This is a genomic window from Thalassoglobus sp. JC818, assembly GCF_040717535.1.
In the GTDB taxonomy this organism is placed as follows: domain Bacteria; phylum Planctomycetota; class Planctomycetia; order Planctomycetales; family Planctomycetaceae; genus Thalassoglobus.
In genome coordinates this window covers 250,828-277,592 of the sequence record NZ_JBFEFI010000006.1, presented here as the reverse complement: position 1 = coordinate 277,592, position 26,765 = coordinate 250,828, and the positions used below count along the sequence as shown (strand labels likewise).

Sequence of the window (26,765 nt, the reverse complement as noted above, 5' to 3'; positions counted from 1 at the left end):
AGTTTTGGGGTTACGTCGAAATCAGATCTCGTGCATCTTCAACCGCGGTGAAGAGCGATTCGTCTCGGTGAATGCAGAATTCCTCCGATGAATTCAGCTGAAGCGATTGCAGAGAAACCATGAAAATTGTCGATGAATAGAGCATTTTCTGATTTTGTGTGCACGATCTCGCACGAGCAAGCACAGCCTTTCAACTAATGAAACAGTGCAAGCGAGTGCACACTAAAGAGCAACTTGCTCTCAGATTTCAGAACCTGAGTTTTGTTGGACTTCAACGGATTTGACAATCTGACTCGATTGTATAGCGATGGGTGAACTGAAATATCGACCGGATATCGATGGGCTGCGTGCACTTGCGGTGGGGCTTGTCGTTCTCTTCCACTGTGGGTTCGGGTTCACCGGCGGGTTTGTCGGCGTTGATGTCTTCTTTGTCATCTCCGGATTTCTGATCACTGGCATCATCCGCAAACAGCAGGCTGCTCAAAAGTTCAGCCTCGCGGACTTCTGGATGCGGCGGATTCGACGAATCGCCCCAGCTGCAACAGTAATGGTTGTCGTCACTCTGGTGCTCGGCACCGTTCTGTTGCTACCCAACGATCTGAAGTACCTCGCTGACTCGGCCATCTGCCAGCAGTTGATGGTTTCGAACTTTTACTTCTGGACGAAAACAGGCTATTTCGACGGCCCCTCAGATTTGATGCCGTTGCTTCATACTTGGTCGCTGGCAGTTGAAGAACAGTTCTACTTGTTCTTCCCGTTCATCTTGTTCATGACGCGGAACTGGCCAGCGAAACGAGTGGTCAAAGTTTTGACTGCGATGACGTTCGTTTCTCTGGCGATCAGCATCTGGTCTGTGAAAGTGTATCCCACTTCCGCTTTCTTCCTGTTGCCGTCCCGTGCCTGGGAGATGTTGCTCGGCGGGTTGTTGACCTATGCGCCGGCACCGTCGGCTTTAAAGCGCTGGCAGCTGTCCGGAATGAGCTGGATGGGAATACTGGCAATTTTTGCCGCTGGGGTTCTCTTCGACAATTCCACTCTGTTTCCCGGAGTTGCTGCTCTGATTCCGTGCATCGGGTCATGTCTGGTGATTTATGCCAACAGCTCGGAACAGACTACAGTCGGACGAATTCTGTCGCACCGATTTCTGACGACCATTGGACTGATGTCGTATTCGTTGTACTTATGGCACTGGCCGCTGATCGTATTTCCGAAGTACTGGCTCGGAGAGGATCTCTCCGTCATGATTCGGCTGGCCATTCTCGCGGCGAGTTTCCTGCTGGCCTTCGTTTCATGGAAGTACATTGAGACGCCTTTCCGATCTGGTCGAGGCACCACGTTTTCCTGGCGACCACTTCAAGCAGGTGTGGCGGTCTGTGTCTGTTTGTCTGTCTTCTCAGCCTGGATCATTTCAACCGAAGGCATGAGATTCCGATTCACTGAGGAAGCACTGAAGTTCTGTCAAACGCGAAAGCGGGCAGGGCTGAAGTATTCTCGAAGCGTCGATGCGGTCCTGAGTGAATCGCTTCCGACCGTGGGCGTGATGGATGGGCCGAATGACAAAATTGACTGTGTCCTTTGGGGCGACAGCCACGCCGGTGCGATTGTTGAACTCTGTGACCGCCTCGCCAAGAAGCATCATCTCAATTGCGTTGTTGCCACGCACGGAGGCTGGAAGCCTCTATTGGGAACCTGGCGACCGTACAAGGGAATCGAGTCTCGAGAGTGGAACGATCGCGTCCTCGAGTTCATCGATGAGCACGATGTTGAGCATGTGATTCTGGCAGCACGCTGGGCAGACTCATCGAGTGACCCGACTGACGAATTTGAGTCGATGATTTACGATGATCTTTGCGATTACGAAACTCCGGACAAGTACTCCGAAGTTGTCGAGCGAGGTCTGCGGAGAACGATCACGAAGCTGGAAGAAGCCGGAGCCCGAATCTGGATCGTCGCTCAGGCGCCCGATCAGGAAGGACTCGACCCGGAGAAGAAAGTCTTTTCCTCAGTTCTCTTTGACGAGCCGTTTCCAACCGGAGTCTCTAAGCAGAGGCATTATCTGAGGCAGTCTGAAATCAATCAGATCTTTGATGAAGTGGATAATGACTTCGTCACGATTCTAGACCCCACGCCATATGCATTTGACGAAGATGGGCATAGCTTGATCTGCGATGAAGATGGTTTGTTCTACCGCGACAGCCATCACATTACTCCTCTGGGGGCAGAGAAGTTGTTCTCCAAAGTGCTCGAACCAGTCTTCGAAGAGATCACAAAATCATCGAGCTCGATTTCAGAATCGAATTCCCCCATTCAAACGGCATTGCAACCGTTCAATTCGAAGACGAATTGAACAGAAGTTGACTGCAAGTTCGTCCGTCGAAACCTCTTACTCAACTGGAATGAGTTGGACCGCGTCGACGATCACGTGACCGTCTGTCTCTTTCGTGCTGATTTGAATCTTGGCTGTCGGGGTGTCGAACTCATACGTTCCGACTTTGTGAAAGATCGAATCGTGTGCTGGTTGTTTTCGTTGATTGACGAGAACAGTTTTCTGTCCATCGGACGTCGTGATCGTAACCGGGACATTCGTTGCCCGATTGGGATGAGCGGTGTAGCTGACGGCGACGGTGTACTTGCCTGATTCGGTAATCGGGACTTGAAAAGTGATCTCTCGATCGCGGTCTTTATCATTTCCGTCATGCAGATAACTGTTCCCGAGAAAGCCTGACGTTGACATGCTGATAACCCATCCGTTGGGAATGCCAGCTTCTTCGATATCGACAATGGTCCCCGGAAAATCCTTCTTGTTGAACCGTTTGATGTTGGTCGTTTGTGGGCTGTCGTACTCTAGAACCTGTCCGTCGTCGAGCAGTTGGCGAGAGAGGGTTTGATAAGAGACATCTTGAACAGCCAGGTCATCTTGAATGGCCAGCATTCCCGCCGTCGCAGCGGATTGACCGAGGATCATGAAGACAGGTTCCATTCGAATTGATCCGAATGCAATGTGCGAACAGCTCAAGCAAACCGGGACGAGCAGATTCGTACACTGGTTTTTTTTCGGAACCAGTGCTCGATAGGAGATCTGATACGGAGGAGTTCGAACTCCGAGATCGCCTTCGTTCTGAACGAATCCTTCCTCGGTGACATAGCGTTGCACGTTGTGAGAATCGAGCGTGTACGAACCCATTCCGACTGGATCGGTCGTCTCTTTCGTTCCCAAACAGTTGTGTTCGGTGATTACGTAGTCGCCGATCAATCGACGCGCTTCGCGAACGTAAATCTGATGCGGCCAGTTTCCGTTGTCAGTGAATTCATCACCTGCCAGCCCCCAGTTGGACATCTTCGTTCGCACATCTTCCGGAACGCGGGGATCGTTGCAGACGAAGTACATCAGACCTTTCTGGTACTGTTCGTGCTCGCGAAGAATTTCCTTGCGGCGTTCGTAAGTCGCTTCGGGGTAATCGTAGTTGTATCCAATGTTGTCGGTGCTGAATGGCCCGTGGTTGTTTGTGTCGGTTTTGTAATTCGGAATTGGATCGAACTTGTTGAAACCCTCTCTCCAACCAGTCGCGAAGACGCGCAACAGCAACTCATACTGCGCTGGGTCGTATCCTTCTGGTTTTGGAAACGGGACGCGATTCTCCTCGTGGTTCGTGAGACACATTCGGTAGCAGTATGCTTGCACGCGATGATCGCCGTCTCCCTTCTTCCCGGGAGGTTCGGAACTGATTCGCGGTAGCAGTCCGCTGCTGGGATCTCCGGGGACAACGTACGGATCGACCGGGTCACGGAACCAGTGGCCATGATGAAAGACGCCGACTTGAATTCCGTTCCACTGTTCTCCGTAGGTCTCATTCGACTCACGACCGACGTGATAATCAACGCCAGCTGCGGCCAGTAGATCGCCTTCGTAAGTCGCATCAATGAACATGCGGCCCGTATAGGTCTTTCCGCTCAGCGTGCGGATTGACTGAATCTTACCTTCAACGACCGTCACGCCATTTTCACGATCAAGCCATTCATCACGGATGACTGGGATGTCGTAATCTTTGACAAAATCATCGAAGACTTCTTCCGCGATATGTGGTTCGAAAATCCACATCGTGCGCTGGGCACCGTCAATGGCTGGTGTTCCCTGGCCTTGGTTCCCATAGGAATCGCGAGGCTGCCATTTCCAGTTGTCTGGCTCTTGGTACTTTTTCCAGACTCGGTGGTAAAACTCACGAGCCAGTCCACCGATCACCGCTTTGTTTCCGGTGTCTGTCCAGCCAAGGCCTCCCGAACTCAATCCACCGAGGTGAATGTCAGGCGAAACCACAACGACCGATCCCCCCATTTTCTTGACTTGCACTGCCGAAGTAATCGCAGCGGACGTTCCACCGTACACCACGACGTCGTAGTCGTCCGAGTAAACACGTTCGGCCGGCAGGTGATTCGCCACGAAAATGCAGGCGATCAACATCAGGAAACGGGAAGCAATCCGGTCAGTCATTCCATGGTCTCTCTATGGATTCATCGAATCGATCAGCACAATCAGTAAAGTTGATGCGAAACGGGATGGAGGTGGTACGATTTGCGGAGTTATGTGAGTGTCGTTGATTTGTGTGGCGACAATATCCTAAATGTTCCTTGGTTGAGTCGAAAGGGTCACAGAGATCGCTTCCGATCATGTGACATCCGACCCGAATCCAGATTTCGAATCATTCCAGTCTCTGAACGTCTGCGTACATGGCGATGGTAGAATCCTCAAAACAACATTCGATGCAGCGATCAGCATTCTCCGGTCTCTTCAAGAAGCTGAGCCGAGTGCCCGGCCTCCGTCGCTGGAGTGTCGAGAAAGCCTTGAAGTTCGAAGGCGGTCCCTATTTTTCGCTCACAGCGAGAGAAATCATGCGGGACGTTTACGGTGTTGAGATTGGGGACTATTCTTACGGAGACTGTTTCGTCACGAATCAATTTCCGCCGGGAACAGTCATTGGGCGATACGTTTCCATCGCGGCAGGCGTCAAGGTCTTCAAGCGAAATCACCCTGTCGATCGGGTGCCGATGCATCCGTTTTATTACAACTCCAAGTTGGGGTTCGTCCAGGAAGATACAATCCCTTCCGGGCAACTGTGGATTGGTCACGACTCGTGGATTGGCTCGGGAGTGACGATCGTCGGGAACTGTAATCGAGTGGGGATTGGAGCCATTTTGGCTGCCGGAGCGGTCGTTACGAAAGATGTTCCGGACTTTGCGATCGTCGGCGGGAATCCCGCGAAGGTCATCCGCTATCGATTTTCCGAAGAGACTATTCAAGCCTTGCTGGCTGGAAAATGGTGGGAAATGAACTGCGATGAAGTCGCCAACCAAATGCCTCGCATTCTTCAACCCGTCGAATCGGAAGAACTAGCTCATCATCCGTTCCTCGAAGATTCGCAAGTTGAACAGATGAGTCGGGAATCTTCCTCAGTTGAACCTTCGAACAGCTGAGTTCTTCATTCGAGAAATCGATCAGAGTTCGGCCAGCAACTTGCGAGTCAATTCGGCTGTGCGAGTCGGAAAGTTCTCGATTGTGTTCGAAGCTTCCATTGCAGTCAGGTGTCCGCTCAAAGTCTGAAGATCGTCGAGCGAATCCACGTCGTACCACGGATTGAGCAGGCTGAGCGATCGCGGAGTGTTTCGAATTCTCTCGACTGTCTGAGAGAGAACTACCGGTTCGCTCCAGGAAATATTGCTGAACATCTCCGAACAGTGAATCCGCTGTCCGACGAGGTAGTATCCGCCATCGCAAGCTGGGCCGAGGACAACGTCCGAAGTTTCGAGTTGTCGAAACGCTTGCTCGATCAAGCCATTGGGTAGCGACGGGCTGTCCGAACCAATCACGACGACGCGATTGGCCTCATTGAGAAATTCGTCGAAGACTTGGATCAGCCGCTCTCCGAGTGTTGCATCGGGTTGTTCCCAGAGCAGGTCGTTTTCGTCCGCGTGTTCGGTGAAGAATTTCCGGGATTCCGGAGTGACAGGTGAGAAGGCGATCACTCGTTGATCACTGATCTGATGCGTCGAATCGAGAAAGTCGAGTTGAAAGGCTCGATAGAGTTCTGCAGCTTCTTCGAATCCGATTTCCTGACCGAGTCGCGTTTTGACTTTGCCGGGCTCCGGGTGCTTCATGAAGATGGCCAGGATGTTCATGTCATTCACTCGTAGAAGAAACTCATCGACGAAAATGAATCGATTGTGTTTTCAGAAACAGTGCGTCCTCCGAGTCTGTTTCGATCGAAGAGGGGCGCTGAGACAGTTTCGTATGGAGGGATGATCCAGTAACTTGCGTGACCATTTTGAGCACACTCTTTGAATACACTTTGACTACTGTTAGCCCAATACGACGTGTGGAGTATTGATGTCCTCAGAGGAGCCTGCAACCGAGCCTCGCCTCCCGTCGTCTCATTCGGATTCAGGAGTTGTCCGCAATCTGCGAATGATCAGCTTGTGTACATTGCTCAGCCGTGTGCTCGGATTGGCTCGCGACATTGTGATGGCCTCCCTGTTCGGGGCGGGAACCATTCTCGATTTGTTTGTCGTTGCCTTCCGATTGCCGAACCTCACTCGCCAGTTATTTGGGGAAGGAGCACTAACCGCAGCCTTTCTTCCGGTCTTTTTGCGAGATCGAACTGAGCATGGTGACCTTGTCGCTCGCGACACCATGACGGCGGTCGCGATTGCACTCTCTTCATTTCTTTCGCTCTTCGTGCTTCTCGCGGAAGGAGTGTTGATCTGGTTTCTTGTGACGGCTGATCTTTCGGAATCAACAACATTACTGCTTCAGCTTCTGGCGATTTTGCTTCCTTATCTCGTGCTCATTTGCACTGCTGCACTCCTCTCTGCCGGGCTGCATGCGCTTCAGGTCTTTCTCTGGCCGGCTCTGGTGCCTGTGGTTCTGAACGTCTTCTGGCTCACTGGAGCTTTCATCGCGGTCCAAACGACGAGTGTTCCGGAAATTCGTGTGAAAATTGTTTCTCTCGCGATTTTGATTGCAGGCACGGTGCAGCTCGCACTTCCGATGAGCGCGTTGCTGTGGATCGGAATGGGACCGACTCGAAGCTGGCGACGTCAGTGGCATCGCGTCCGAGAGGTGATGTGGACGATGTTGCCCGTCGTGGCTGGCACGACTGTCATTCAATGCAATGCAGTTCTAGACAGCTTGATGGCCTGGGGATTGTCTCGACCTGATGGAGGCGGACCGGCTCCGCTTGAATCGTTTGGGCTTCCGGCACTATTGCCTGCCGGAACAGCGAGCGAGTTGTATATCGGTCAGCGAATGTATCAGTTTCCGCTAGGGGTCTTTGGCGTGGCTCTCGGAACGGTTTTATATCCGCTGATGGCGCAGCATGCGCAATCTGGAGATTTGACGGCGCTTCGGAAAACTCTCGGAAGAGGGTTGCGTCTGACTGCCACGATCGCGGTGCCTGCCAGCGCCGGGTTGTTTCTCCTCGCGACTCCTCTGACAAACTTGATGTTTCGACACGGAGAGTTCACCGAAGAAGACGTTCAGATGACTGCCCGGATGATTTCAATCTACGGAGCAGGGGTGTGGGCGTACATTAGTTTGACGATTCTCAATCGCGCGTTTTACGCCTTGGGAGATCGGATTTCGCCGATGTGGTTTGGAATTGTAACGCTCGTTCTGAATTTCCTCCTGAATGTCGTGTTCGTTGTTTTGTTTCGAGGTGCAGGGCTGGCTTTGGGAAGTGTCGTCGCGACAGCGATTCAAGTCTTAATGACGGTCTGGCTCCTCAATCGAAGAACGAGCGGGCTGCCTTGGGGAGAAATCGGGAAGACGACTTCGCGGACGATTCTCGCAACCACGTTGATGGTGTTGGTCTGTCTGCTCTCTTCGAGTCTTCTGCCAGCAGGAGTCGGGATGGCGACTTACGCTGTCCGGCTGATCGTGCCGCTGCTGGCTGGCATTTTGACGTATGTGGTCGCTGGGCGTATCGTGGGTCTCAGTGAAATTGATGAGTTCCTTAAAGCAGCGGAGCGCGACAGTGAACCCGTCTGAACGACCGCGAAACAGATTTCAGATTGACCAGTCTTACGACTGGAACTTTGCTCATGTCCCACAAGCTGTGGAGGCTTCCCCGATCGAGAAGCTTCCCGGCGACTGGAAGTTCTGCGGAAAGACTGTGAATTCTCCATTGGGAATTGCGGCTGGTCCGCTGCTGAATGGAGATTGGGTGCGGTACTACGCATCGCTCGGGTTTGATTTACTGACATACAAGACTGTTCGGAGCGGAGTGAGAGAGTGCTATCCGTTGCCGAACCTTGTTCCCGTCTCATCTGAAATGATGGATGGAACTGAAGAGGTCACTCCGGCAGCTTCGGAGATGAATGGAACGTGGGCAGTTTCCTTCGGGATGCCCTCGAAAGAACCCGAGTTTTGGAAGAACGATATTCGTAAGACGAAACAGTCACTCAACTCAGGCCAACTGCTTTCAGTCTCTGTCGTGGGATCAATGCAGGACGGGTGGGGGATTGAAGAGTTGGGAGCGGACTACGCGCAGTGTGCAGCTTGGGCAGTCGAAAGCGGGGCCGACTGCGTCGAGATGAATTTTTCCTGTCCAAATGTCTGCAGTGAAGACGGGCAACTGTTTCAAAATCCAACTGAGGCAGCGACGGTCGCTGAGTCGGTTCGAAAACGGATCGGCTCTGACGTTCCGTTGCTGGTGAAGATTGGCTTTCTCCCGGACAACGAAGAGCTCGCAGAACTTCTTCTGAAGGTTGGAGAGTTCGTTAATGCGTTCGTTTCTACGAACAGTCTTCCGACTCAAGTCAGCCAGGCAGATGGCGAACTCTTGTTCTCTGGTGCATCACGCGGGATTTGTGGTCGAGCGATTCGCGAGGCATCGGTGGATCAGATTCGAAGATGCCGCACGATTGTTGAAAAACACGGATTGCCGGTCGAACTGATCGGTGTTGGAGGAATTGAAACTGCTGCCGACGTCCGCCAGTATCTCGACGCAGGGGCGAGCTCTGTTCAACTTGCGACTGCACCCATGGTGAATCCTCAAGTCGGTCTGCTAATCCGCGCCGAGTGGAGTGAAGGAACGGATTGAGAGCAGAGAGTGGCTCAGTAACTTAGGCTTTCAGTCCAGCGATGAGTTCTTCAATCGTGCGTTCGAAGAGAGTTGTTCCGCCGAAGTTCATACCGAGTTCGCGCAGGCGATTCGTTTCGATCTGATTCTTCGGACTGGTTTGGCCGCCAGTGATCTCACTGGTGCTTCCGGTCAACGACTTGGCGAGTGTGGCGACGTCGAACTGTGAGATATATCGGTCATAGCAATTGAACGCGCGGCCTTTGATCTCTTCTTCGTCGGCCTTCAAACAGACGTTGATTGCCTTCGCGACATCGGCAGCGTGGACTTCCTTTCCTCCGCGAGAGCAGTGAACCGGTTCGCCATTCATGATCGCTTGAACCAACGCGGCCCATTTGCTGTTCTCAACTGGTCGATTGACGCCATAAACACCTGTCGGTCGGACGGCACAGATGGGCATTCCCTGGCCGAGTCCGTAGCTGTGAACGAACATCTCGATCGCTGCTTTATGTGCGCCGTAGTGGCTCTTCATCCAGAGTGGATGAGTTTCGTCGAGAGGTCGGTCGTCGAGAATGACATCGTGAACTGCGCAGGTCGACACGAACACGAATCGTTTAATGGATGCCTGAAAGGCTGCTTCGATCAGCTTGAGGGTTCCCATCAGATTAATGTCGCAGAACTGTATTAAGTCTCCTTCGCCACCCATGAAGGTTCCGCTCGGGTGAAACAGAGCGGCATGTGCGATCGCATCGCATTCAGAGACAAACGCTCGTTCCTGTCCATCTCCCAGCGAACCGTCCATCCAGGTGATTGAGTCGGCAATCTCTTCGAATCCTCCGCGATCGCTCGACGGCCGAGACCAGCAGAGACAGGTGTGCCCAGCCTCAACCAACTCATGAACCAGATACCGCCCGATAAATCCTGTTGCTCCGGTGACTCCGACTTGCATTGATTTCTCCGATTTCAATTCGCCCGACTCGTTTGTGATCGGTCTTTAAGCTGTCAGTGTGTTCTTTGATCGAGAACCGCCAACTCAAGTTCATGGTCTCTGTTGTTCAGGTTACAGCAGAGAAGACTCAACTTCACACCATGGAATTGGATGCTTGCAAGTTCTTGTAAAAGAGGTGTTCAGAAAGCCAAAATAGCGAGGCTCGAAGTTGATTTGACAAGTTTTTTTGCGTGATCGATGTTGTGGGAAAATCGCAGGCTTCTTGCTTCTCGCTGTCAATTTTCCTGCATGTTTCTTGAGCATCAAGATTGGATTAAATTTGACGCCATTGCTACAGTTCTGGTCGAAAGATGCCCGGCCAAAAGCATGAAATCCGGGAGTTGCCGGATCTTGTTCAAACGCTGAGTGTCGTTGATTCGTTCCAAGCTGTCGTCGATGCACTCCGACGCGGCTCGAGCGGGACAATCGACGGTGCGTGGGGATCATCGTGCGCACTGGTGGCTGCTGCGATTGCTCAATCTGCCCCGGGACCGCTCGTTATTGTGCTTCCGCGAATCAGCGAAGTCGAAGACCACGCACTCGATGTGGCTTCCTTTCTCGAAGATTCGCCGGTGATCTTTCCAGCATGGGAAGCACTTCCAAAGGAACACTCGGTCTCGGATTCGGTGTTTGGAGCGAGGCTGCGAGTTCTTCAATCGATGGAATCCGGAGCCTGTCCGAAGATCATCGTTACGACGCTTCCGGCGCTGTTGCAACCTGTCCCAGCACGTTCTGAGCGGGAGTCATCGACCCGGTTGTTGAAAATCGGGGAGACAATTGACTCAGACGAGCTTCTGAAATGGCTTGTCGATCGAGGTTTCGAGCGCGTCCCCGCCATCGAAAAGCCGGGGGAATTCGCGGTCCACGGGGGGATTATTGATCTTTTTCCCCCGGATGCCATCGACCCGATTCGCATGGAGTTGTTCGGCGACGAGATTGACTCCTTGCGACTCTTCGACGTTGAAACCCAGCGCAAGGTTCAAGACCTGAAAGAATCGAGGCTCGTCGCGGTTGCCCCAGCTGATGAGACCGCTTCCGAGCCGTTGGGCACAGCGAGTTTTCTGGATTCGTTGCCAGACAACAGCTGGATCATGATCTCGGAACTTACCGATCTGGTCGACGAAGGTAAGAAGTACCTTCAGCGGCTTGAGAATCCGCGTGGGCTCTACAGCGTCGATGCCACTTTGGCGAAGTGTACGGAAAAGCCGACGGTGTCTGTCGCGGCACTCTCCGAAGCCAGTTTTGAGATTACCAGTCACTTACAGATTGAGTCGACGGAGCGATTTTCCGGGCCGAAGAATGAGGTCATTCAAGAGCTCGCCACAGTTGTCGGGGCTGAAGAACAGGTTCTCATTGCATGCCACAACGAAGGTGAGCGGCAACGTCTTTCTGAGTTGATTCAAGAAGAGGATGCGGAACTCTTCAAGCGTGTACGGCTTTGCATCGGAGCGGTCACTCAAGGGTACCGACTCGTCTTCGCGAATACGGTCGTCCTCAGTGACAACGAACTCTTTAACCGTGTGCATGTGCGGGCACCGGCGAAGTCGAAAAACAAACGGATTGCCAGTCGTGCGATCGACAGTTTTCTCGATCTCAACGAGGGTGATCTGGTTGTCCATCTGACACATGGCATCGGTCGCTATCTTGGGATGAAACTTCTCGATCAGGAAGGCGAACAGGAAGAGCATCTGATTATTGAATTCCGGGATGGAGTGCGGATTTTCGTGCCCGTCACGTTGATTCATCTCGTACAGAAATACATCGGTGCGTCGAAAGGTGCGCCAAGGCTTTCGAAGATTGGAGGTTCGACCTGGGCGAAGAACAAAAAGAAGGTCGCCGATGCCGTGTCCGACATGGCTTCGGACATGTTGAAGCTGCAAGCTCAGCGAGCGATGTTGACAGGAATGGCGTGCCCTCCTGATTCCCGCTGGCAGCAGGAGTTTGATACGTCATTTCCGTTCGTTGAAACCAACGATCAATCGCTGGCAATTGACGACATCAAACGCGACTTGATGGACTTGAAACCGATGGATCGCCTCATCTGCGGTGACGTTGGTTTCGGCAAGACTGAAGTCGCGATGCGGGCGGCCTTCAAGATGGTCGATGCTGGTCGGCAGGTGGCGGTGCTTGTCCCGACGACCGTTTTGGCGCAGCAACACTATCGGTCATTCGTCTCTCGAATGGCTGATTTTCCGATTCAGATCGATGTTCTATCTCGATTCAAGACCAAAGGCGAGCAGCGAAAACTTCTGAAGAAACTTCAGGAAGGCTGCGTAGATATCGTCATTGGAACGCATCGCATTGTTCAGCAGGATGTCCAGTTCCGAAACCTCGGGCTGTTGATTGTCGATGAAGAGCAGCGTTTTGGTGTGGCTGCCAAGGAGATGTTGAAGCAACTGCGCTTGAACGTGGACGTGCTGACGTTGAGTGCGACACCCATTCCGCGAACGCTGCATCTATCGCTGTTGGGGATTCGAGACATCTCGAATTTGACGACTCCTCCGCAAGAACGTCTGCCGATCGAAACTCGAATCTGTCGTTGGGATGGCGATCTGATTCGTTCAGCAGTGATGCGAGAATTCAATCGCGGCGGGCAAGTCTATTTCGTCCACAATCGCGTGTACGACATCCGCAAGATCGCGGACCGATTGCAGCAGATTATTCCCGAAGCGGAAATTGTGATTGCTCACGGTCAGATGGGTCCGGAAGAGCTTGAAGAGAACATGGTCAAGTTCGTCAACGGCAAAGCAGATATCCTCGTTGCGACGACAATCATCGAAAGCGGGCTCGATATTCCGACGGCCAATACGATGTTCATTCATCAGGCGGAGAACTACGGGCTGGCGGACTTACATCAGTTGCGGGGACGCGTCGGACGAGACAAACATCGGGCTTATTGCTACCTACTCGTAGGCGAAGGCAAAACGCTTTCGACCGTCGCAGCCCGGCGACTCAAGGCGATCGAAGAATTCAGCGAGTTGGGAGCGGGCTTCAAGATCTCGATGCGGGATCTCGAAATTCGCGGGGCAGGCAACATTCTGGGGACTGAGCAGAGCGGGCACATCTCGACGGTCGGTTACGAGTTGTATTGTCAGTTGCTCGAGAACTCAGTGCGTCGACTGAAAGATCTTCCGGAGCGAGAGAGTCCGCATGTCAATCTCGACATTCCAGTGACTGCGTACTTGCCCAGTTCCTATATTCCCCCCGGACGACACAAGATCGACGTGTATCGGAAACTTTCGTCAGTGGCGACGCTCAAAGAACTGCAGGAAGTGACCGACGAAATTCGCGACAGATTCGGGCCAATTCCCGACGAAGGCACGCAATTCATTAGTATGAAAGAACTTGAGTTGTACGCCTATCAATGGGGCGTCGATCAGATTCGCCTTGAAGAGGACCGGTTCGCAGTCTTGAGCTACTCTGATACGCAGCGAATTCACACTCTGGCAGGACGGTTGAAAAAGAAGCTGAGGATCGTCGACCGGCAGAATGCGTACCTTGTCTTGCCGAAAAAGGGCCTTCAGGGGGTAGATTTAGTCGAGTTTCTAAAATCCGTGTTGCGTTAATTCTCAAAGCCGGGATATAAGCCAGTCCCTCTCCTCCGCCAACCGGGTTTTTCCCCAGTGAATTCACGGTTTCGGATTTTTCTGGCTCCCCCTACACAGCCCGCAAAACTCCGAAGCCAAGCAGAGTCTGGTTTCACCGTTCGTTGTGACCTCACGCTCAGTCACATGCGATTCAGTGAATCAGATGTACGACAAGTTTGGCCCATGTCCCGAATCCTCATCATCCTGGCGGTTGTTTCAGTCTTTGGTTGCTCCGGCAATCGTAGCTACGACGTGGCGAATCCCGTCGTTGGCCCGCCTCCTCCACGATATGACAACGCTGAGCAAATTGCTCGAGCTGCCGATGCGCAGGGAGTGATCCAGCAGGCGAGCTTCGATACCGAAGCTCCATTGTCGATGACCACCGTCATCGCTCGCGTGAATGGAACTCCTATCCTCGCCGGTCAGGTTCTCGAACCTTACGCAGCGAAACTCGCTCAGGCCAGCAAGCAACTGCCTGCGAAAGAAATTCGCAAAGCTCAAGAAGGAATCATCAAGCGGGAACTTCCTCCTCAGATTGAGCAGACCATTATGGTCAATGAGGTGAAGTCCAAATTGACCGAAGACCAGCTGACCGCAATCGATGATCAGCTCGACAAGTTTTTCGATATTGAAATCGAAAAAATGAAAGCCAAAGCACAGGTCAGCAATCTTGCAGAACTCGAAGGTGCTCTCCAGCAACAAGGTATGTCGCTCGTGACTCTGCGAGAAATGTTCGGCGACCGGCAGTTGGCAGGTGAATACATCAAAGGACGTGTGACTCAGGATGCTCCCGTCACACGAGCGGAACTGCTCGAAGAATACAATCGACGACGTGAAGAATTTGCTCAACCGGAACAGGTCAAGTGGCAGCAGCTGCAAGTGACATTCACCACGCATGGCTCCCGCAGTCGGGCCGGTGAGGTTTACAACAAAGCGATTGCTGAATTGAAAGCCGGTTCGGAATTCACGGACCTGGTCAAGAAGTATTCCGACGGTCCACTAAAAGATGCCGGGGGACACTGGGATTGGACCCAGCCTCAGAGCATCGCCAGTGTTGACGTCCGAAAATCTCTGGCGGAACTTCCTGTGGGAAGTCTGAGCCAGACCATTGAAACAGACAAAGCGTTCCTGGTGGTCAAGCTGACCGGCCATCGTCCTGCAACTTACACCCCGTTTGAAGAAGTGCAGGAAAAGATCCGGAAGTCGCTCGTCGACCGACGCCAGGAAGAACAAGTGGAAAAGATCATTGCCGAACTCAAAGAGCAGGCGGTGATCGAAACGATGTTCGATGAGGGATTTTTCGGTGGCGGAGCCATTCTTCAGTAAGCACATCCCGACAAGATGTCTGGTTGTAATTTCTGATGAACTCCAGATTCGGCGAGTGTTGCCGAAGCAAGTCATCGAAAAGGCGGAATTCTGAATTCCACCAACTCCCGTATTGACCCATCAAAACGGACTGAGTTATTAGCCTTTTCAACTCACTTAACTACTTACTTCACTTCTCAACGACATTTCGTCTCAACGTCCGAGAGTCAGGGATCGACTCGTCAACGTCATGGAGAAATCTGTGGTGCGATGACTCGCCTGGCTTGAGGTCAGCTTCCAATCCTCATAGCAGCGGCAAAACGAGTCATGGTGCGACATCGCAAGAGACAGTACGAACCCCGTCAGGGCTCCAAGGAGGGACCGACATTGTACAAGTTTATGGGACTACTAATTTGTGGCGGTGTGTTAACCGCCGGTGCATGGCTTGGCTCGAGTAGCCACGCTCAGGATCCCGCGACTGCGGTTGATAATCCGTTCGAACGGTATCAACGACAGACCGCGTCAACACCAGCGGCGACTTCGCCCGGTTCTACGACCGGTCTCGAAGCCAACCGTCGCCGGGTGAATGACTATCTGCGGCAGGCTCAGGCCAAGCTGCAGGCCGGAGAAAAGCAGGAAGCATTGCGTCTTGCTGCCGTTGCGACCCGCTTGTCGCAGGAATCGCATCTCACATTCGCTCCCGGAACGCTGTCACCACAGTCGGTGATCGCTCAGATCCAGGGAACACCAGCCCCACAACTTCCGCCACTGACGATTCCTGAATCGCCACAAGAGCGGTTGCAGTTGTCCCAAACGTTGCTGAGCTCAGCTCGTGAAGACATTGCCAATCGACGTTTTGACATCGCCCGTCAAAAGGTCGAACAGGTCAAACAGATCGAAGTGCAGTACGGTGTCTTCGATCTCAAACCGGAACAGGTTCTTTACGAGATCGCTCGTTTCCAACCTGCCAGCCCAGAAGGTCCTTCCGCCACGATGGCGTCGCTGACCACTGAGCAAACCACTTCCGGAAGTGGAATTCAACAGGTCAATGCTGAAGTTGTTGCACCAGCGACAGCTTCGCAGAACCCAAAAGCTGAAGCGGTTGCACTGCTTCAGGTGGCCAAAGAGAAAATCGCTCAAGGCTACTACGAAGAAGCTCAGCTTCTCGTGCTTGATGCCAAGAAACTCAACGTCTCCTGGGACGTCACTGAAGAGTCACCAGATTATCTGTTGACGAAGATTGCACAGCAGTCTGGAAAGGAGATCTTTGCCGCGACTCCTAACCGTGCTGAACAATCAACTGGTTCAGATGAGGATCGGACCCGTGCGCTGAGTTTGCTACAGGAAGCTCGAACCGCGCTCAGCGCAGGCGATCTTGAAACTGCAAAAAGCAAAGCCAGCGAAGCTGACCAATTGCAGGTGTCTTATCAACTCTTCGACGATCGTCCAGCACTCGTGTTGCAGGATGTTCGATCCCACGAAGCTCAATCAGCTGGTTCCTCAGCTCCACAAGGTGCTGCTGCAGCATTCCCTGTGGCAAGTGGTGATCAGACTGACAAGAAAGAACAGGCGACAGCTCACCTCGTAGAAGCTCGCGAAGCAATGCGTCAGGGACAGCTGGAAGCCGCACAGGAACACATCGCGAAAGCAGAGCAGATAGACGTTGCGTTTGGATTGTTCGATGACACTCCAGATGTCGCTCGTGAAGATCTCGACCGTTTGGTCGCTGCTCGTGCTCAAGGTTCAGCAGCTGGTCTGGCCAGCAACGCACAGGTTCCTGCTCCGATGGGACGGGAAACTATGAAGAGCCAGGCAACTGAGCTCTTGCAGGCAGCCCGAACTGATCTCGAAGCAGGTCGTTTCGACGATGCACGTGCGAAAGTTGCTCAAGCCAGCGATCTCGAAGTGACTTATGATCTCTTCGAAGACAGCCCAGAACGATTGTTGACTGAGATCGATCAGGCAGCAGCCAGCGGTGCCAGCCCATTCAGCGGAGCTCCAGCACTGGCAGCCAGCGGATTGAACATGACTTCACCCGCTCCAGAAACTCGATCAGCGACCTCAGGTCAGCGAGTTGTGACAGCAGGTGGATCAGCAACTGAACTCTACGATCATGGTGTCCAGGCGTTGAAGCAGGGTGACCGCAACACCGCTTACGAAATGTTCCTGCAAGCTTACAACTCTGGCGAACAGCTCGACGCTTATCGTCAACAACAGCTTCAGGACAAACTTCGTGAACTGGCACCTCGCCGCAATTCACCAATCGTTCAAGCCAGCAACGAGCAGTACAACCCAGCTGCCGGTCAACTCGACCGAGTTGTCGGAGAACAACAGATCGTCTTCGATCAGTTGCGAACTGACAGCCTGAACGCGATTTACCGAGCTGAGAAACTTCGCGACTCACAGCCAGCCAAGGCGTTGGAAGTTCTCGATCAGACTCTGGCAACCATCAAGACTTCAAGCTTGAGCGAACAACAGTCTGCCGCACTGGTTTCTTCAGTCAGCAGTGCTCGCGAAAGCATCGTCTCTTACATGGACCAAAAAGCTCCAATCCTGGAACTTGAGCGTAAGAACGCAGAAACCAAAGACCTCATTCGTCGTGAAATTGAAGAACGAGTTCGCGTCGAGCAGGAAATCGCAGAACTGATCGACGAGTACAACAAGCTCTACGATCAACGACGCTATGCAGAAGCACTCGCGAAAGCAAAGCAGGCTGAAGAACTTGATCCTGAAAACCCAGCTGTCATTGCAGCCAAACTGCAGACAACCTTTGCATGGCGTGATCAGCGAAATCAGGAACTGCGAAGCAACAAGGAAGAAAGCTTCTTCAACACTCTGATGGACGTTGAACAGTCCGCTGTCAGCCCAGTTGGAGATGATCGTCCTCTGGCGTACGCCAAGAACTTCGCAGACATCAAAGCTCGACGTCAACCAGGACGTGCAGATGCTCGCGAGCACACTGAAAGCGAAATGCAGGTCTACAACAGCCTGCGAAAACCTGTCTCGCTGCACTTTGACGGTGCACCGTTGGTCGAAGTCCTTCGATTCATCGGAGACACACAGGGAATCAACATCTCTGCTGATGAAGCAGGACTGAGTGAAGAAGGTTTGACTGGCAGCACACCTGTCAGCATCAACGTGGACGGAATTCAACTGCGAAGTGCCTTGAACCTCCTGTTGCGTCCGCTTGGCCTCGACTATGTGATCGACAACGAAATCCTGATGGTGACCAGCCAGCTGCGTCAGCAAGGTGAGATGAAGACACTGGTCTACCAGGTGGCAGACCTTGTCGTTCCAATCTCTTCCGGTCCAACGACTGTGAAGGCACAACCAGGTTCGAACTTCAACCAGTTCAACAACGGCGGACTCCAAAGCCATCCAACAGTTCCTTCCATGGGGAACGGATTCTCACAGGTTCCTGCCAACCCATTCGGTGCTCCAAACGGAGTGAACGGAATCGGCGGAGTTCCTGGTGGAAATCAGGGATTGAACGGACCAGAAGCATCTGAGTTCGACTTCGATGTGCTGTCTGATCTGATCACCACCACAATTTCTCCTGAATCATGGGACGAAGTTGGTGGAGACGGTGCCATCACCAATCACGAAAGTACATTGAGCCTCGTGATTCGTCAGACTCAGAAAGCTCACCAGGAAATCGAAGATCTTCTGGAGCAGTTGCGACGACTCCAGGACTTGCAGGTGACCATTGAAGTTCGCTTCATCACCGTGAGCGATCAGTTCTTCGAACAGATCGGAATCGACTTCGACTTCAACATTCAGGACACAGTTGGTGGCCCTGTTGTGAACGACGACTTCACTCCAATTCGCCGCTTCGGTGGAACAGATCCAACCTTCGGTGGAACTGCGACTGGTGGGAACAACGCAGGTGGTGGAAACGCTGGTGGCGGAAACGCAGGTGGCGGCGGAAACGCAGGTGCGAACGGCGGAGGTGGACTGGCTCCATTCGGTGCTGGCCCAACTCTCAACCTGATCGGTCGCGACAACTGGCCTTCAAACACAGTCGTGGGTCTGGTCAACGGAACCGAGCAGTTCTCCCCAGAACTGGACATTCCGTTCCGACAAGGATCGTTCGAACTCTCTGCTCCTCAGTTTGGTGGTTTTGAACCAACAGCAGGTATCGAGTTCGGAATGGCGATTCTGAGTGACATCGAAGCCTTCATGTTTGTCCGTGCTGCTCAAGGTGACCGACGTTCGAACATCATGTTCGCTCCGAAGATTACACTCTTCAACGGTCGTGGCGGTAACATCGTCAGTGGTCTGCAGGTGCCATTCGTGACATCCGTGCAGCCAGTGGTCAGTAACTTCCAGATCGGATTCCAGCCAACGGTTCAAACCTTCCTGGACGGAATCAGCCTGAGCGTGAACGCTGTGGTTTCCGCAGATCGTCGATACGTTCGACTGACAGTCTCACCATTCTTCTCAACGATCACCGACGTCTTCACCTTCACGACCGGAACTGGTCAGGGTGGTAACATCAACATCGGCGGTGGTGCTGGTGGTGTCGGCGGTGGAGCTGGTGGCGGACTGGGCGGCGGCGGCGGAGTCGGCGGCGGTGGTGGAGTCGGCGGCGGTGGTGTCGGCGGCGGCGGAGTTGGCGGTGGCGGTGGACTCGGCGGAGCTGGTGGTAACAACAACCAGCAAGGTGCAGCCGGAACCGTGACCATCCAACAGCCAGTTCAGGACCTTGTCCTTCTGACCACGACAGTGAGTGTTCCGGACGGTGGAACGATTCTCCTCGGGGGTGTGAAAACTCTCCGCGAAGGTCGAAACATGGCCGGTGTTCCAATCCTTAACAAAGTCCCTTACATCAGCCGGTTGTTCAAGAACACTGGTGTGGGACGTGAAACTGAAAGTCTGATGCTGATGGTGACTCCTCGAATCATCATCCAGGAAGAAGAGGAAGAACTCCTCGGAATTCCTAACTAGGCTTTCTCAAAAGTATATGATTTCTGTCCGCAGTCGCTCGTCAGATCTGATCTGGCGAGCGAAACAGAAACCGCGGACAACTGACTCAAGAAGTGCTTGACCTCTTGATTTGTCCTCGATCCGCCCCCCCCTAGGTGAGAGGATAGACGTCTCAGGCTGTGGCTGCTCGATCCCTTGGTCGAGCAGCCCTTCTTTTTGCGCTGAGCACTCTTGCTTCGTCGATGAAATTCACAATCGACGCGCTCTCGACTCACTCTGATCCATGGGCTTGCTGCAACGGATCACTCACTCGGTCTTTGAGGTTCCGATTCAACGGTTCATCGTTACCGAAGTCGACGTCTCAGAATGATTGGCGTACGCGTCCCAGTTGGCACCATCATCACAGCCAAGACTCTTGAATTGTTGGATTTCGCGCAGTCGTTCAGTTGTCCGTCACGATGACTTCGCTGACAATGTGTTGTCATTGACGCGGTAAGGGCAACAATCCCTTGTAGTTAGCCCAACAATGAAACTGATCCCGCTGAGACGGAGTCCATCTGTTCCATTGTCATCAGTCATTTTCACACAATAAAACGTACGAGAAGTGGACTGATTGAAGCTGCATCACTTCCCCGGACGTTTGTTCCGTTCATCAGTACTTAGAGTTCCAACGGTTTGTTTTTCCTGTCACTCGATTGAGACGAATGCGATTTGTAATCCAACCAGTTTGGAACTGGCCCTTGGTCGTCGTGACGATCATCGTGATGCTCACGGTGCTGCTATGGACGTATCCGCGACGGGTCCGGCATCTCTCGCCCGGCTGGCGGCGCGTCTTGATTGGTCTTCGCCTGATCTCAGCGCTGATTCTCATCGTGGCAATGCTCAGACCGTCGATCCAGATCAGCGAGACGGATCATCAATCGTCGAGGTTGACCGTGCTTCTCGATCAATCCCGAAGCATGTCGACTCCCGATGGAACCGGCGATCTCACTCGACGTGAAGTTCTCGTTCAACTCGTTGAAGAAAACGGGGAGACCCTCGAAGCGTTTCGCGATGAGGTCGAAGTCCAGTTCCTAGATTTCGCGACAGAATTGCTCTCGTCGAGCAGCCTCAAGTCGACAGCTGACGGGGAATACACCGCCATCGGTCAGACCATCGACGGGCTCCGGGAAGATTCGTCTCAGGATCGACTGATCGGTGCAATTCTGATGAGTGACGGTGCTCAGCGTGCCGGCGGAGAAGCGGATGTCGATCCTCTGGCAGCTGCGCGTCGATTCGCCGAACAGCTTGGCGTTCCCATTCACACGGTGACTGTGGGAACTTCGGATGTCTCGGGAAGTGGCATCGATCTCGCCATTGAAGACATGCAGCTCGATCAAAGTGTCACCTTCGAACGCAAGACCGTGCCGGTGCACTTGCAGGTCAAGTTGAATGGTGCCTCAGGCAAAGAGGTTCGAGTCCGTCTCCTGATTGAAGATCGAACCGGAGTTGTTGATGGCGAGTCTGGCGAATTTCGCGAGATTCCGCTGTCTGTCGATGCGACACCTTTTCGCGATCTCAGAACAGACAAAAACTCGATGACGATTCCAGTGGAGCTCTCATTCGTGGCGGAGCGTGCTGGCGAATACAAAATCGCTGCCGAAGTGGTTCCCGATCCGGGCGAAGTCAAAGTCAACAATAATCGACGCGAGACGTTGATTACCGTTCGGAAAGGTGGCCTCAAGGTTGCTTATTTTGACGTCCCTCGTCCCGAACAGAAGTTTCTGCGAAGACTGAATGACACCGCGAAAATTCAGGTCGATACGCAAGTCGTTCTCTCGGGGCGATTCGCTCAGGAAACCAACATCGACCCCGATCTGTTCGCTCCCGCAAAGTATGACGTTTTCATCATCGGTGATGTCCCAGCTTCGGTCTTTCAGAAGGATGGCAACAATCTCTTGAGAGAACTCGCATTGCGAGTGAATGAAGGGGCGGGGCTCATCATGATCGGCGGACTCCACAACTTTGGAGCTGGCGGATATGCCGATACTCCGTTGGCCACGCTGCTGCCCGTGAAGATGTCGCCGGAAGAAAAAATTCGCGTCGATCAGGAAAATCCGGACGGTCATTTGCAGAGAGAAGTCAAATTCCTTCCGACTGTAGCGGGGGAAGATCACTATCTGATGCGTCTCTCCGGTTCTCAAAACGATGCTGCCTGGCGTCGGCTGCCTCTCTTGGGAGGAGCGAATCGGCTCGAACGCAAGTCGGGCGCTGTCGAAGTGTTGGCTGAGACTGAAACCGGTGATCCACTTCTTCTCGCCACCGATACCGGTCGCGCTCGTGTACTCGCTTTGGGAGTTGACGAAACCTGGAAATGGCATCTTCGAGGCTTTCAGGCGGAGCATCAACGATTCTGGCAGCAGCTCATTCTCTGGTTGGCCCACAAGGAATTCGATTCCGATCAACCTGTTTGGGTGCGCGTTGAGCCGCGAAGCTACGCGCCACACATGCCTGTCGTGATTGAATTCGGAGCGCAGGATGAATCGGGAGAAGCGATTCCCGACGCAGACTACGAAGTTGAGGTATTGTTGCCATCGGGAGAGACTCTCAAAGTGACACCCCAACGGTTCGGCGATCACGGAATCGGAGAGTTTCTGGAGACTGAAGCCCCCGGTGATTACTGGGTGCGCGTCTCGGCAAAGCACAATGGGTCTGCCTTGGGGTTGCTGGCGTCGACCCGTTTTGTCGTCGATTCCCGTGACATTGAAATGGACAACCCGGCGGCCGATCCTGGATTGATGTCAGAGATTGCCAGTGTGAGCGGTGGGAGTGTTGTACCTCCCGAGAATTTTGGAGAGTTTTTGATGCGGCTGCTGGACGAAGGAATTCCCCCGGAACTCAAACGCTATCGCACGATCAATCTCTGGGATGGCTGGCCTCCACTGATCCTCTTTGTGACGCTGATGTCCGCAGAATGGGTGCTTCGCAAGAAGCAGGGTCTGGTTTGAAATTGCTCTTTCGTTTCAATCTTCACAGCTTGCCGAAGTGTGCTGAGGATCGTCTGCGCATCGGTCGACAAATCTCTGGAAATCCGCCATGCTGTGAACGATTCAATCAATAGATTTTCATGTGTTGGATTGAGTGAAACAGATTGTTCGATTCCGCACACTCGCGTGAACAGTTTGACGCGGCGCGAGGCCGTGTTCACTGATGCGAGTCTTCATATCACAATTCATTGACTTCTCGAGGAGAGTTTCATGGCCCATTCGCTTCCCAAACTTCACAACGCCATGTGGCCGGGACTGGTTGGAAAAGAAGAAGGCACGGATAATCCTCCGATTTCACTCGACCGCATGCTGGAGTTGACAGCACAGGCGAATGTGAACGGAACTCGTTTTGACGGCATCGATTACTTTCTGTTTCTGCCACATACCGATCCGGACGCGAGTGATGATGAGCTGCGGCAAATTGCCGACAAGATCGCCAGCCACGGATTCTCAGTCGGCTCGCTCGTGGCCCCAGTCTGGCCGGGCACTGTCGGTGATTCCGCGATGGGAGATGAGGAATCCCGCAAGAAATTTCTGACAGCCGTCGAAAAAGCCTGTCGCATTGCCCGTATTTTCAATGAGCATGGAGTTCGCAAGTACGGAGTGATCCGCATCGATTCCGCGGAATTCGGCGTGGAAAAATGGCGCGAAGACGCTTCGGCAAACACCAAGAAAATTGCTGCAACGTTTCGCGAAGCTGCGAAGATCGCCGAAGACAACGGAGAACGTCTCGCAGCAGAGGGAGAAATCTGCTGGGCTGGAATGCATTCCTGGAGAGATATGCTCAACCTGCTGGAAGAAGTGGGAATGCCGCAATCGCTCGGTTTTCAAGCCGATTTGGCCCACACCTACCTGTATCTCATGGGCTACAACGCTCCGGAACATGCTCTGCTGAAAGAAGGCGATTCCGACGAGGCCTTCTGGGAGGCATACAAGACCATGACCGATGCACTTCGTCCCTGGACGATTGATTTCCACGTCGCTCAGAACGATGGAACCGTGCATGGCACCGGAAGCCACGATAAGACCGGAAAACACTGCCCAGCTGATGATCCGAACGGAAAACTCGACATCGTGAAATGCGCCGGCTACTGGCTCGAGGGAGCAACGGATCGCGGCATTGAGCATATTTGCTGGGATGGATGTATGTTCCCCAACTCGATGCTCGAAACCGCATCGACCTGGAACACGATCCTCGGCAAGATGATCGAGGTTCGAGACGCACACGGTTGGGATTCTTAAAAAAGGCCCCAAACTCTGCGAATTGAGTCGCTCCCGATCCGTGATTTCGGAATCTAAGCGAACAACTCGATAGACGAAATGATCAGCAGGCCTCGCCCGAATTTCGGGTGAGGTCTGTTCGTTTTTCCGCGGTGTTCATCTGAGGAGGAGGAACGAAATTCGCGCTTCCGGCAGGCTGTTTTTTTGATACGATTCCGGCCATTCGGACTGATGAACGCAAGGATGCACTCATGCACGTCTTTCTCTCTGTCGGTGAACCAAGCGGTGATGAACACGCCGCTGCCCTCATGCGCCATTTTCGATCGCGCGAACCGGGAGTTCGTTTTAGTGGCTTTGGTGGGCCGGAAATGCAGTCACAGGGGCTGGACTGCCTGTTTCAACTCACCGATCTGGCGGTCATGGGAATCGACCAGATTCTGCCGCTCATTCAAAAATTTCGGTCGCTCGTTCAGAAGGCCGAAGAGTTCTTTCACCGGGAACGTCCAGATGCAGTCGTACTCGTCGATTTCCCCGGGTTCAACTGGTGGGTTGCGCGAGCTGCGAAGCGAGCGAATGTACCGGTCTATTACTACTGTCCGCCACAATTGTGGGCGTGGGCTCCGTGGCGGATTCGCAAAGCTCGCCGTCTGATTGACTGCGTGTTGTCCGTTCTCCCGTTCGAAGCTGAGTGGTATCAGTCGCGCGGAGTCGACGTCGAGTACGTGGGGCATCCCTTCTTCGATGAGGTTGCTGAGCATCCGATTTCCCCGGACGAAATTCAAAGCCTTCGCCGGGATGGGAAGATTCATCTTGGGATTCTCCCTGGCTCACGAAAGCAGGAAGTCCTTCGCAATTTTCCAGTGATGTTGAATGTCATCGAGGAACTCTCAGGCAAGCACCCCAATCTGCGGTGCATGGTGGCGTGTTACAAGGAGTGGCATTTCGAGAAGTGTCAGGAGCTGCTCGACAAGTACGAAACGTCGCTGCCAGTCGACCTCTACCTCGACCGGACGTCGGCCGTCATTGAATCAAGTGACTGCTGCCTGATGGTCTCGGGATCGGTGAGTCTGGAACTTCTGGCTCGAAAGACTCCGGCGGTGGTGATGTACCGCGGGTCGTTGATGACTTACATCCTCGCGACTGCATTGCTGACCGTTGAATTCATGTCGCTTCCAAACCTGATTGCAGGTCGTGAACTGATGCCGGAATATCCGGTCGTGCGGAGTCGGAGTCGATACATCCGTGAGATGACCAAAGATCTCGATCAGTTAATTTCAAACCCGGAAGATTTGAACGCGATGAAGTCAGAGATTTCGAACCTGGCTGATCAAATCGTGGAAGTTGGCGGTCTCGCTCGGGCGGCAGAAGTGCTGCACAACCGCTTGCGGAAAGCAGAGTCCTCAGGCGAACGAAAACGAGCAGCGTAGTTCGTCTCGCGAGAGGTTACACACCTATTCGAAGTGACTATTCGCCAGTGTCTGCATTTGACTGTGGAGCGATTGGCGGAGGAAATTGCCCGGACTTCAGTGCATCGATCTTCGGAAGAATGAGATCGGCAGGCAGCAGATAGCTTGCTGTCCGTCCAGCGCGGGCAATATTGATTCCAATCGCTTTTCCGTCGATGTTGACCGCTGGTCCGCCGCATTGTTCCGGACTGAGGACAGTGTCATGTTGAAGGACCGCCTCGAAGTCGTCTCTGCGGAAACTGAGTGGTCCACCGAGTTGCTGTTGGAAAGCGATACGCGACAGAAAATCTCCGAACGGATGCGTCAGTGTCACGCTGAATGATTTCTTTTCGCCATCTCGATCGACTTCGACGATCACAGTATCTCCCGGGCGATATTGATGGATCGTGCGAATCAAGTCCCGTCGACCGGCGATCTGGCTGGAGTTGATTGAGAGAACTTCATCGTTGGCTTCGAGTCCTGCGCGCGAGGCCCCGCTGTTTGGAAAGACAGATTCGATGATCGCTGCTACGTCGGGCGACACATCGACGAGAGCGATGCCCAAGACACCGTAAGAGCTGGACTTCTCGATCGAACGTCGGGGGACGCTGACCACTCCGATTCCCAGAGGATCAGGTTTGTGTCCAGTCGTCACGACCCATGCTCCCAGCTTCGGTTCTTCGGTCTCCCATTCAACAGGCGTCAGGCGGGAAGCGTCGATACGAACGAGGGCGAGATCGAGTTTGACATCGTGACCGACATACTCAAACGGGACCCGTCTGCCGTCTTGAAGAGAAACCAAGTCAGCGTCTCCGATCTGACTCGCCTTCGTCAGAATCCAACCATCACGATCAACAATTGCTCCTAGTGCGACCGGCTCCGCTTCTTTCAGAAATTTGACGGTTCCGCGTCGAGCATTGCGAATCACCGGGACAAAAGCTGTGCGGACTTGGTCTCCTTGTGTCCAGAACTGCTCTCTCAAGCGTTCCGGAAGTCGTTCTTCTGCGGGAACAGACAGCGTCAAGCTTCTGACAATGAGAAGTGCGGCAAGGATTCGTCGTGTCACGGGTGCCTCGCTGGAGGGCTGAACGAAGAGTTGGAAGTGTCTGTTGCTACACAGCCACGAGTCGATTTCCTATTCTGGATCGTTGATGAAATTCTACTCTCGACGTTTTAGCGGGTTCAATCGACTTCGC

14 protein-coding genes are annotated in these 26,765 nt (G+C 53.3%); 10 read left to right on the top strand and 4 right to left on the bottom strand.

The window, feature by feature from the left end; translation table 11 throughout:
* Positions 1–307: 307 nt before the first annotated feature.
* Complete coding sequence (locus AB1L42_RS17090) at positions 308–2,347, top strand: acyltransferase family protein (RefSeq protein WP_367058567.1); 2,040 nt, start codon at positions 308–310, stop codon at positions 2,345–2,347.
* A gap of 36 nt (positions 2,348–2,383) precedes the next feature.
* On the opposite strand, the gene AB1L42_RS17085 is transcribed toward AB1L42_RS17090, so the two are convergent.
* Positions 2,384–4,489 carry an FAD-dependent oxidoreductase gene (locus tag AB1L42_RS17085; protein WP_367058564.1) on the bottom strand — a complete coding sequence of 702 codons (2,106 nt, stop codon included), beginning with the start codon at positions 4,487–4,489 and terminating at the stop codon, positions 2,384–2,386.
* 269 nt (positions 4,490–4,758) lie between these two features.
* Between AB1L42_RS17085 and AB1L42_RS17080 the strand changes: the two genes are divergently transcribed.
* Positions 4,759–5,469, top strand: coding sequence for a CatB-related O-acetyltransferase (locus tag AB1L42_RS17080; protein ID WP_367058561.1), 711 nt, complete (start codon positions 4,759–4,761; stop codon positions 5,467–5,469).
* A 21-nt stretch (positions 5,470–5,490) separates the two neighbouring features.
* Here the strand turns inward: AB1L42_RS17080 and AB1L42_RS17075 are convergent, their stop codons facing one another.
* The gene (locus AB1L42_RS17075; RefSeq protein ID WP_367058558.1) at positions 5,491–6,171 is read right to left on the bottom strand and encodes a TIGR04282 family arsenosugar biosynthesis glycosyltransferase; all 681 of its coding nucleotides are present in this window, start codon (positions 6,169–6,171) and stop codon (positions 5,491–5,493) included.
* A gap of 208 nt (positions 6,172–6,379) precedes the next feature.
* Here AB1L42_RS17075 and murJ point away from each other — a divergent pair, with 208 nt between their 5' ends.
* Together murJ and AB1L42_RS17065 are read left to right on the top strand one after the other, a co-directional pair.
* The gene (gene murJ, locus AB1L42_RS17070) at positions 6,380–8,038 is read left to right on the top strand and encodes a murein biosynthesis integral membrane protein MurJ (protein WP_367058555.1); all 1,659 of its coding nucleotides are present in this window, start codon (positions 6,380–6,382) and stop codon (positions 8,036–8,038) included.
* Positions 8,025–9,092, top strand: coding sequence for a hypothetical protein (locus AB1L42_RS17065; RefSeq protein ID WP_367058552.1), 1,068 nt, complete (start codon positions 8,025–8,027; stop codon positions 9,090–9,092). The genes murJ and AB1L42_RS17065 overlap by 14 nt, the downstream gene beginning before the upstream one ends.
* 22 nt (positions 9,093–9,114) lie before the next feature.
* Here AB1L42_RS17065 and AB1L42_RS17060 read toward each other — a convergent pair whose 3' ends face one another.
* A complete protein-coding gene (locus tag AB1L42_RS17060; protein ID WP_367058549.1) occupies positions 9,115–10,020 on the bottom strand; it encodes an NAD(P)-dependent oxidoreductase in 906 nt (301 codons plus the stop codon).
* Between the two features lie 350 nt (positions 10,021–10,370).
* Between AB1L42_RS17060 and mfd the strand changes: the two genes are divergently transcribed.
* From mfd to lpxB, 6 genes are all read left to right on the top strand, one after another.
* Positions 10,371–13,625, top strand: coding sequence for a transcription-repair coupling factor (gene mfd, locus AB1L42_RS17055; RefSeq protein WP_367058547.1), 3,255 nt, complete (start codon positions 10,371–10,373; stop codon positions 13,623–13,625).
* Positions 13,626–13,829: 204 nt separating this feature from the next.
* Entirely contained in the window at positions 13,830–14,972 is a 1,143-nt protein-coding gene (locus tag AB1L42_RS17050) for a peptidyl-prolyl cis-trans isomerase (RefSeq protein WP_367058544.1), read from the top strand.
* Between the two features lie 366 nt (positions 14,973–15,338).
* Positions 15,339–19,898 (top strand): hypothetical protein, encoded by a 4,560-nt coding sequence (locus AB1L42_RS17045; protein ID WP_367058541.1) that lies wholly within the window; start codon positions 15,339–15,341, stop codon positions 19,896–19,898.
* A gap of 683 nt (positions 19,899–20,581) precedes the next feature.
* Positions 20,582–22,864, top strand: coding sequence for a glutamine amidotransferase (locus tag AB1L42_RS17040; protein ID WP_367058538.1), 2,283 nt, complete (start codon positions 20,582–20,584; stop codon positions 22,862–22,864).
* A gap of 249 nt (positions 22,865–23,113) precedes the next feature.
* Positions 23,114–24,145 carry a TIM barrel protein gene (locus tag AB1L42_RS17035; RefSeq protein WP_367058535.1) on the top strand — a complete coding sequence of 344 codons (1,032 nt, stop codon included), beginning with the start codon at positions 23,114–23,116 and terminating at the stop codon, positions 24,143–24,145.
* A gap of 230 nt (positions 24,146–24,375) precedes the next feature.
* Positions 24,376–25,551, top strand: coding sequence for a lipid-A-disaccharide synthase (gene lpxB, locus AB1L42_RS17030; protein ID WP_367058532.1), 1,176 nt, complete (start codon positions 24,376–24,378; stop codon positions 25,549–25,551).
* Between the two features lie 37 nt (positions 25,552–25,588).
* Here lpxB and AB1L42_RS17025 read toward each other — a convergent pair whose 3' ends face one another.
* Complete coding sequence (locus tag AB1L42_RS17025) at positions 25,589–26,635, bottom strand: PDZ domain-containing protein (RefSeq protein WP_367058529.1); 1,047 nt, start codon at positions 26,633–26,635, stop codon at positions 25,589–25,591.
* Between the last annotated feature and the right edge of the window lie 130 nt (positions 26,636–26,765).

Bases quoted from the DNA above. Each gene is read 5' to 3' on its own strand.
- AB1L42_RS17035 (WP_367058535.1), top strand. From the start codon at position 23,114: ATGGCCCATTCGCTTCCCAAACTTCACAACGCCATGTGGCCGGGACTG.
- AB1L42_RS17060 (WP_367058549.1), bottom strand. From the start codon at position 10,020: ATGCAAGTCGGAGTCACCGGAGCAACAGGATTTATCGGGCGGTATCTG.
- murJ (WP_367058555.1), top strand. From the start codon at position 6,380: ATGTCCTCAGAGGAGCCTGCAACCGAGCCTCGCCTCCCGTCGTCTCAT.
- AB1L42_RS17075 (WP_367058558.1), bottom strand. From the start codon at position 6,171: ATGAACATCCTGGCCATCTTCATGAAGCACCCGGAGCCCGGCAAAGTC.
- mfd (WP_367058547.1), top strand. From the start codon at position 10,371: ATGCCCGGCCAAAAGCATGAAATCCGGGAGTTGCCGGATCTTGTTCAA.
- AB1L42_RS17050 (WP_367058544.1), top strand. From the start codon at position 13,830: ATGTCCCGAATCCTCATCATCCTGGCGGTTGTTTCAGTCTTTGGTTGC.
- AB1L42_RS17040 (WP_367058538.1), top strand. From the start codon at position 20,582: ATGCGATTTGTAATCCAACCAGTTTGGAACTGGCCCTTGGTCGTCGTG.
- AB1L42_RS17080 (WP_367058561.1), top strand. From the start codon at position 4,759: ATGCAGCGATCAGCATTCTCCGGTCTCTTCAAGAAGCTGAGCCGAGTG.
- AB1L42_RS17090 (WP_367058567.1), top strand. From the start codon at position 308: ATGGGTGAACTGAAATATCGACCGGATATCGATGGGCTGCGTGCACTT.
- lpxB (WP_367058532.1), top strand. From the start codon at position 24,376: ATGCACGTCTTTCTCTCTGTCGGTGAACCAAGCGGTGATGAACACGCC.
- AB1L42_RS17085 (WP_367058564.1), bottom strand. From the start codon at position 4,489: ATGACTGACCGGATTGCTTCCCGTTTCCTGATGTTGATCGCCTGCATT.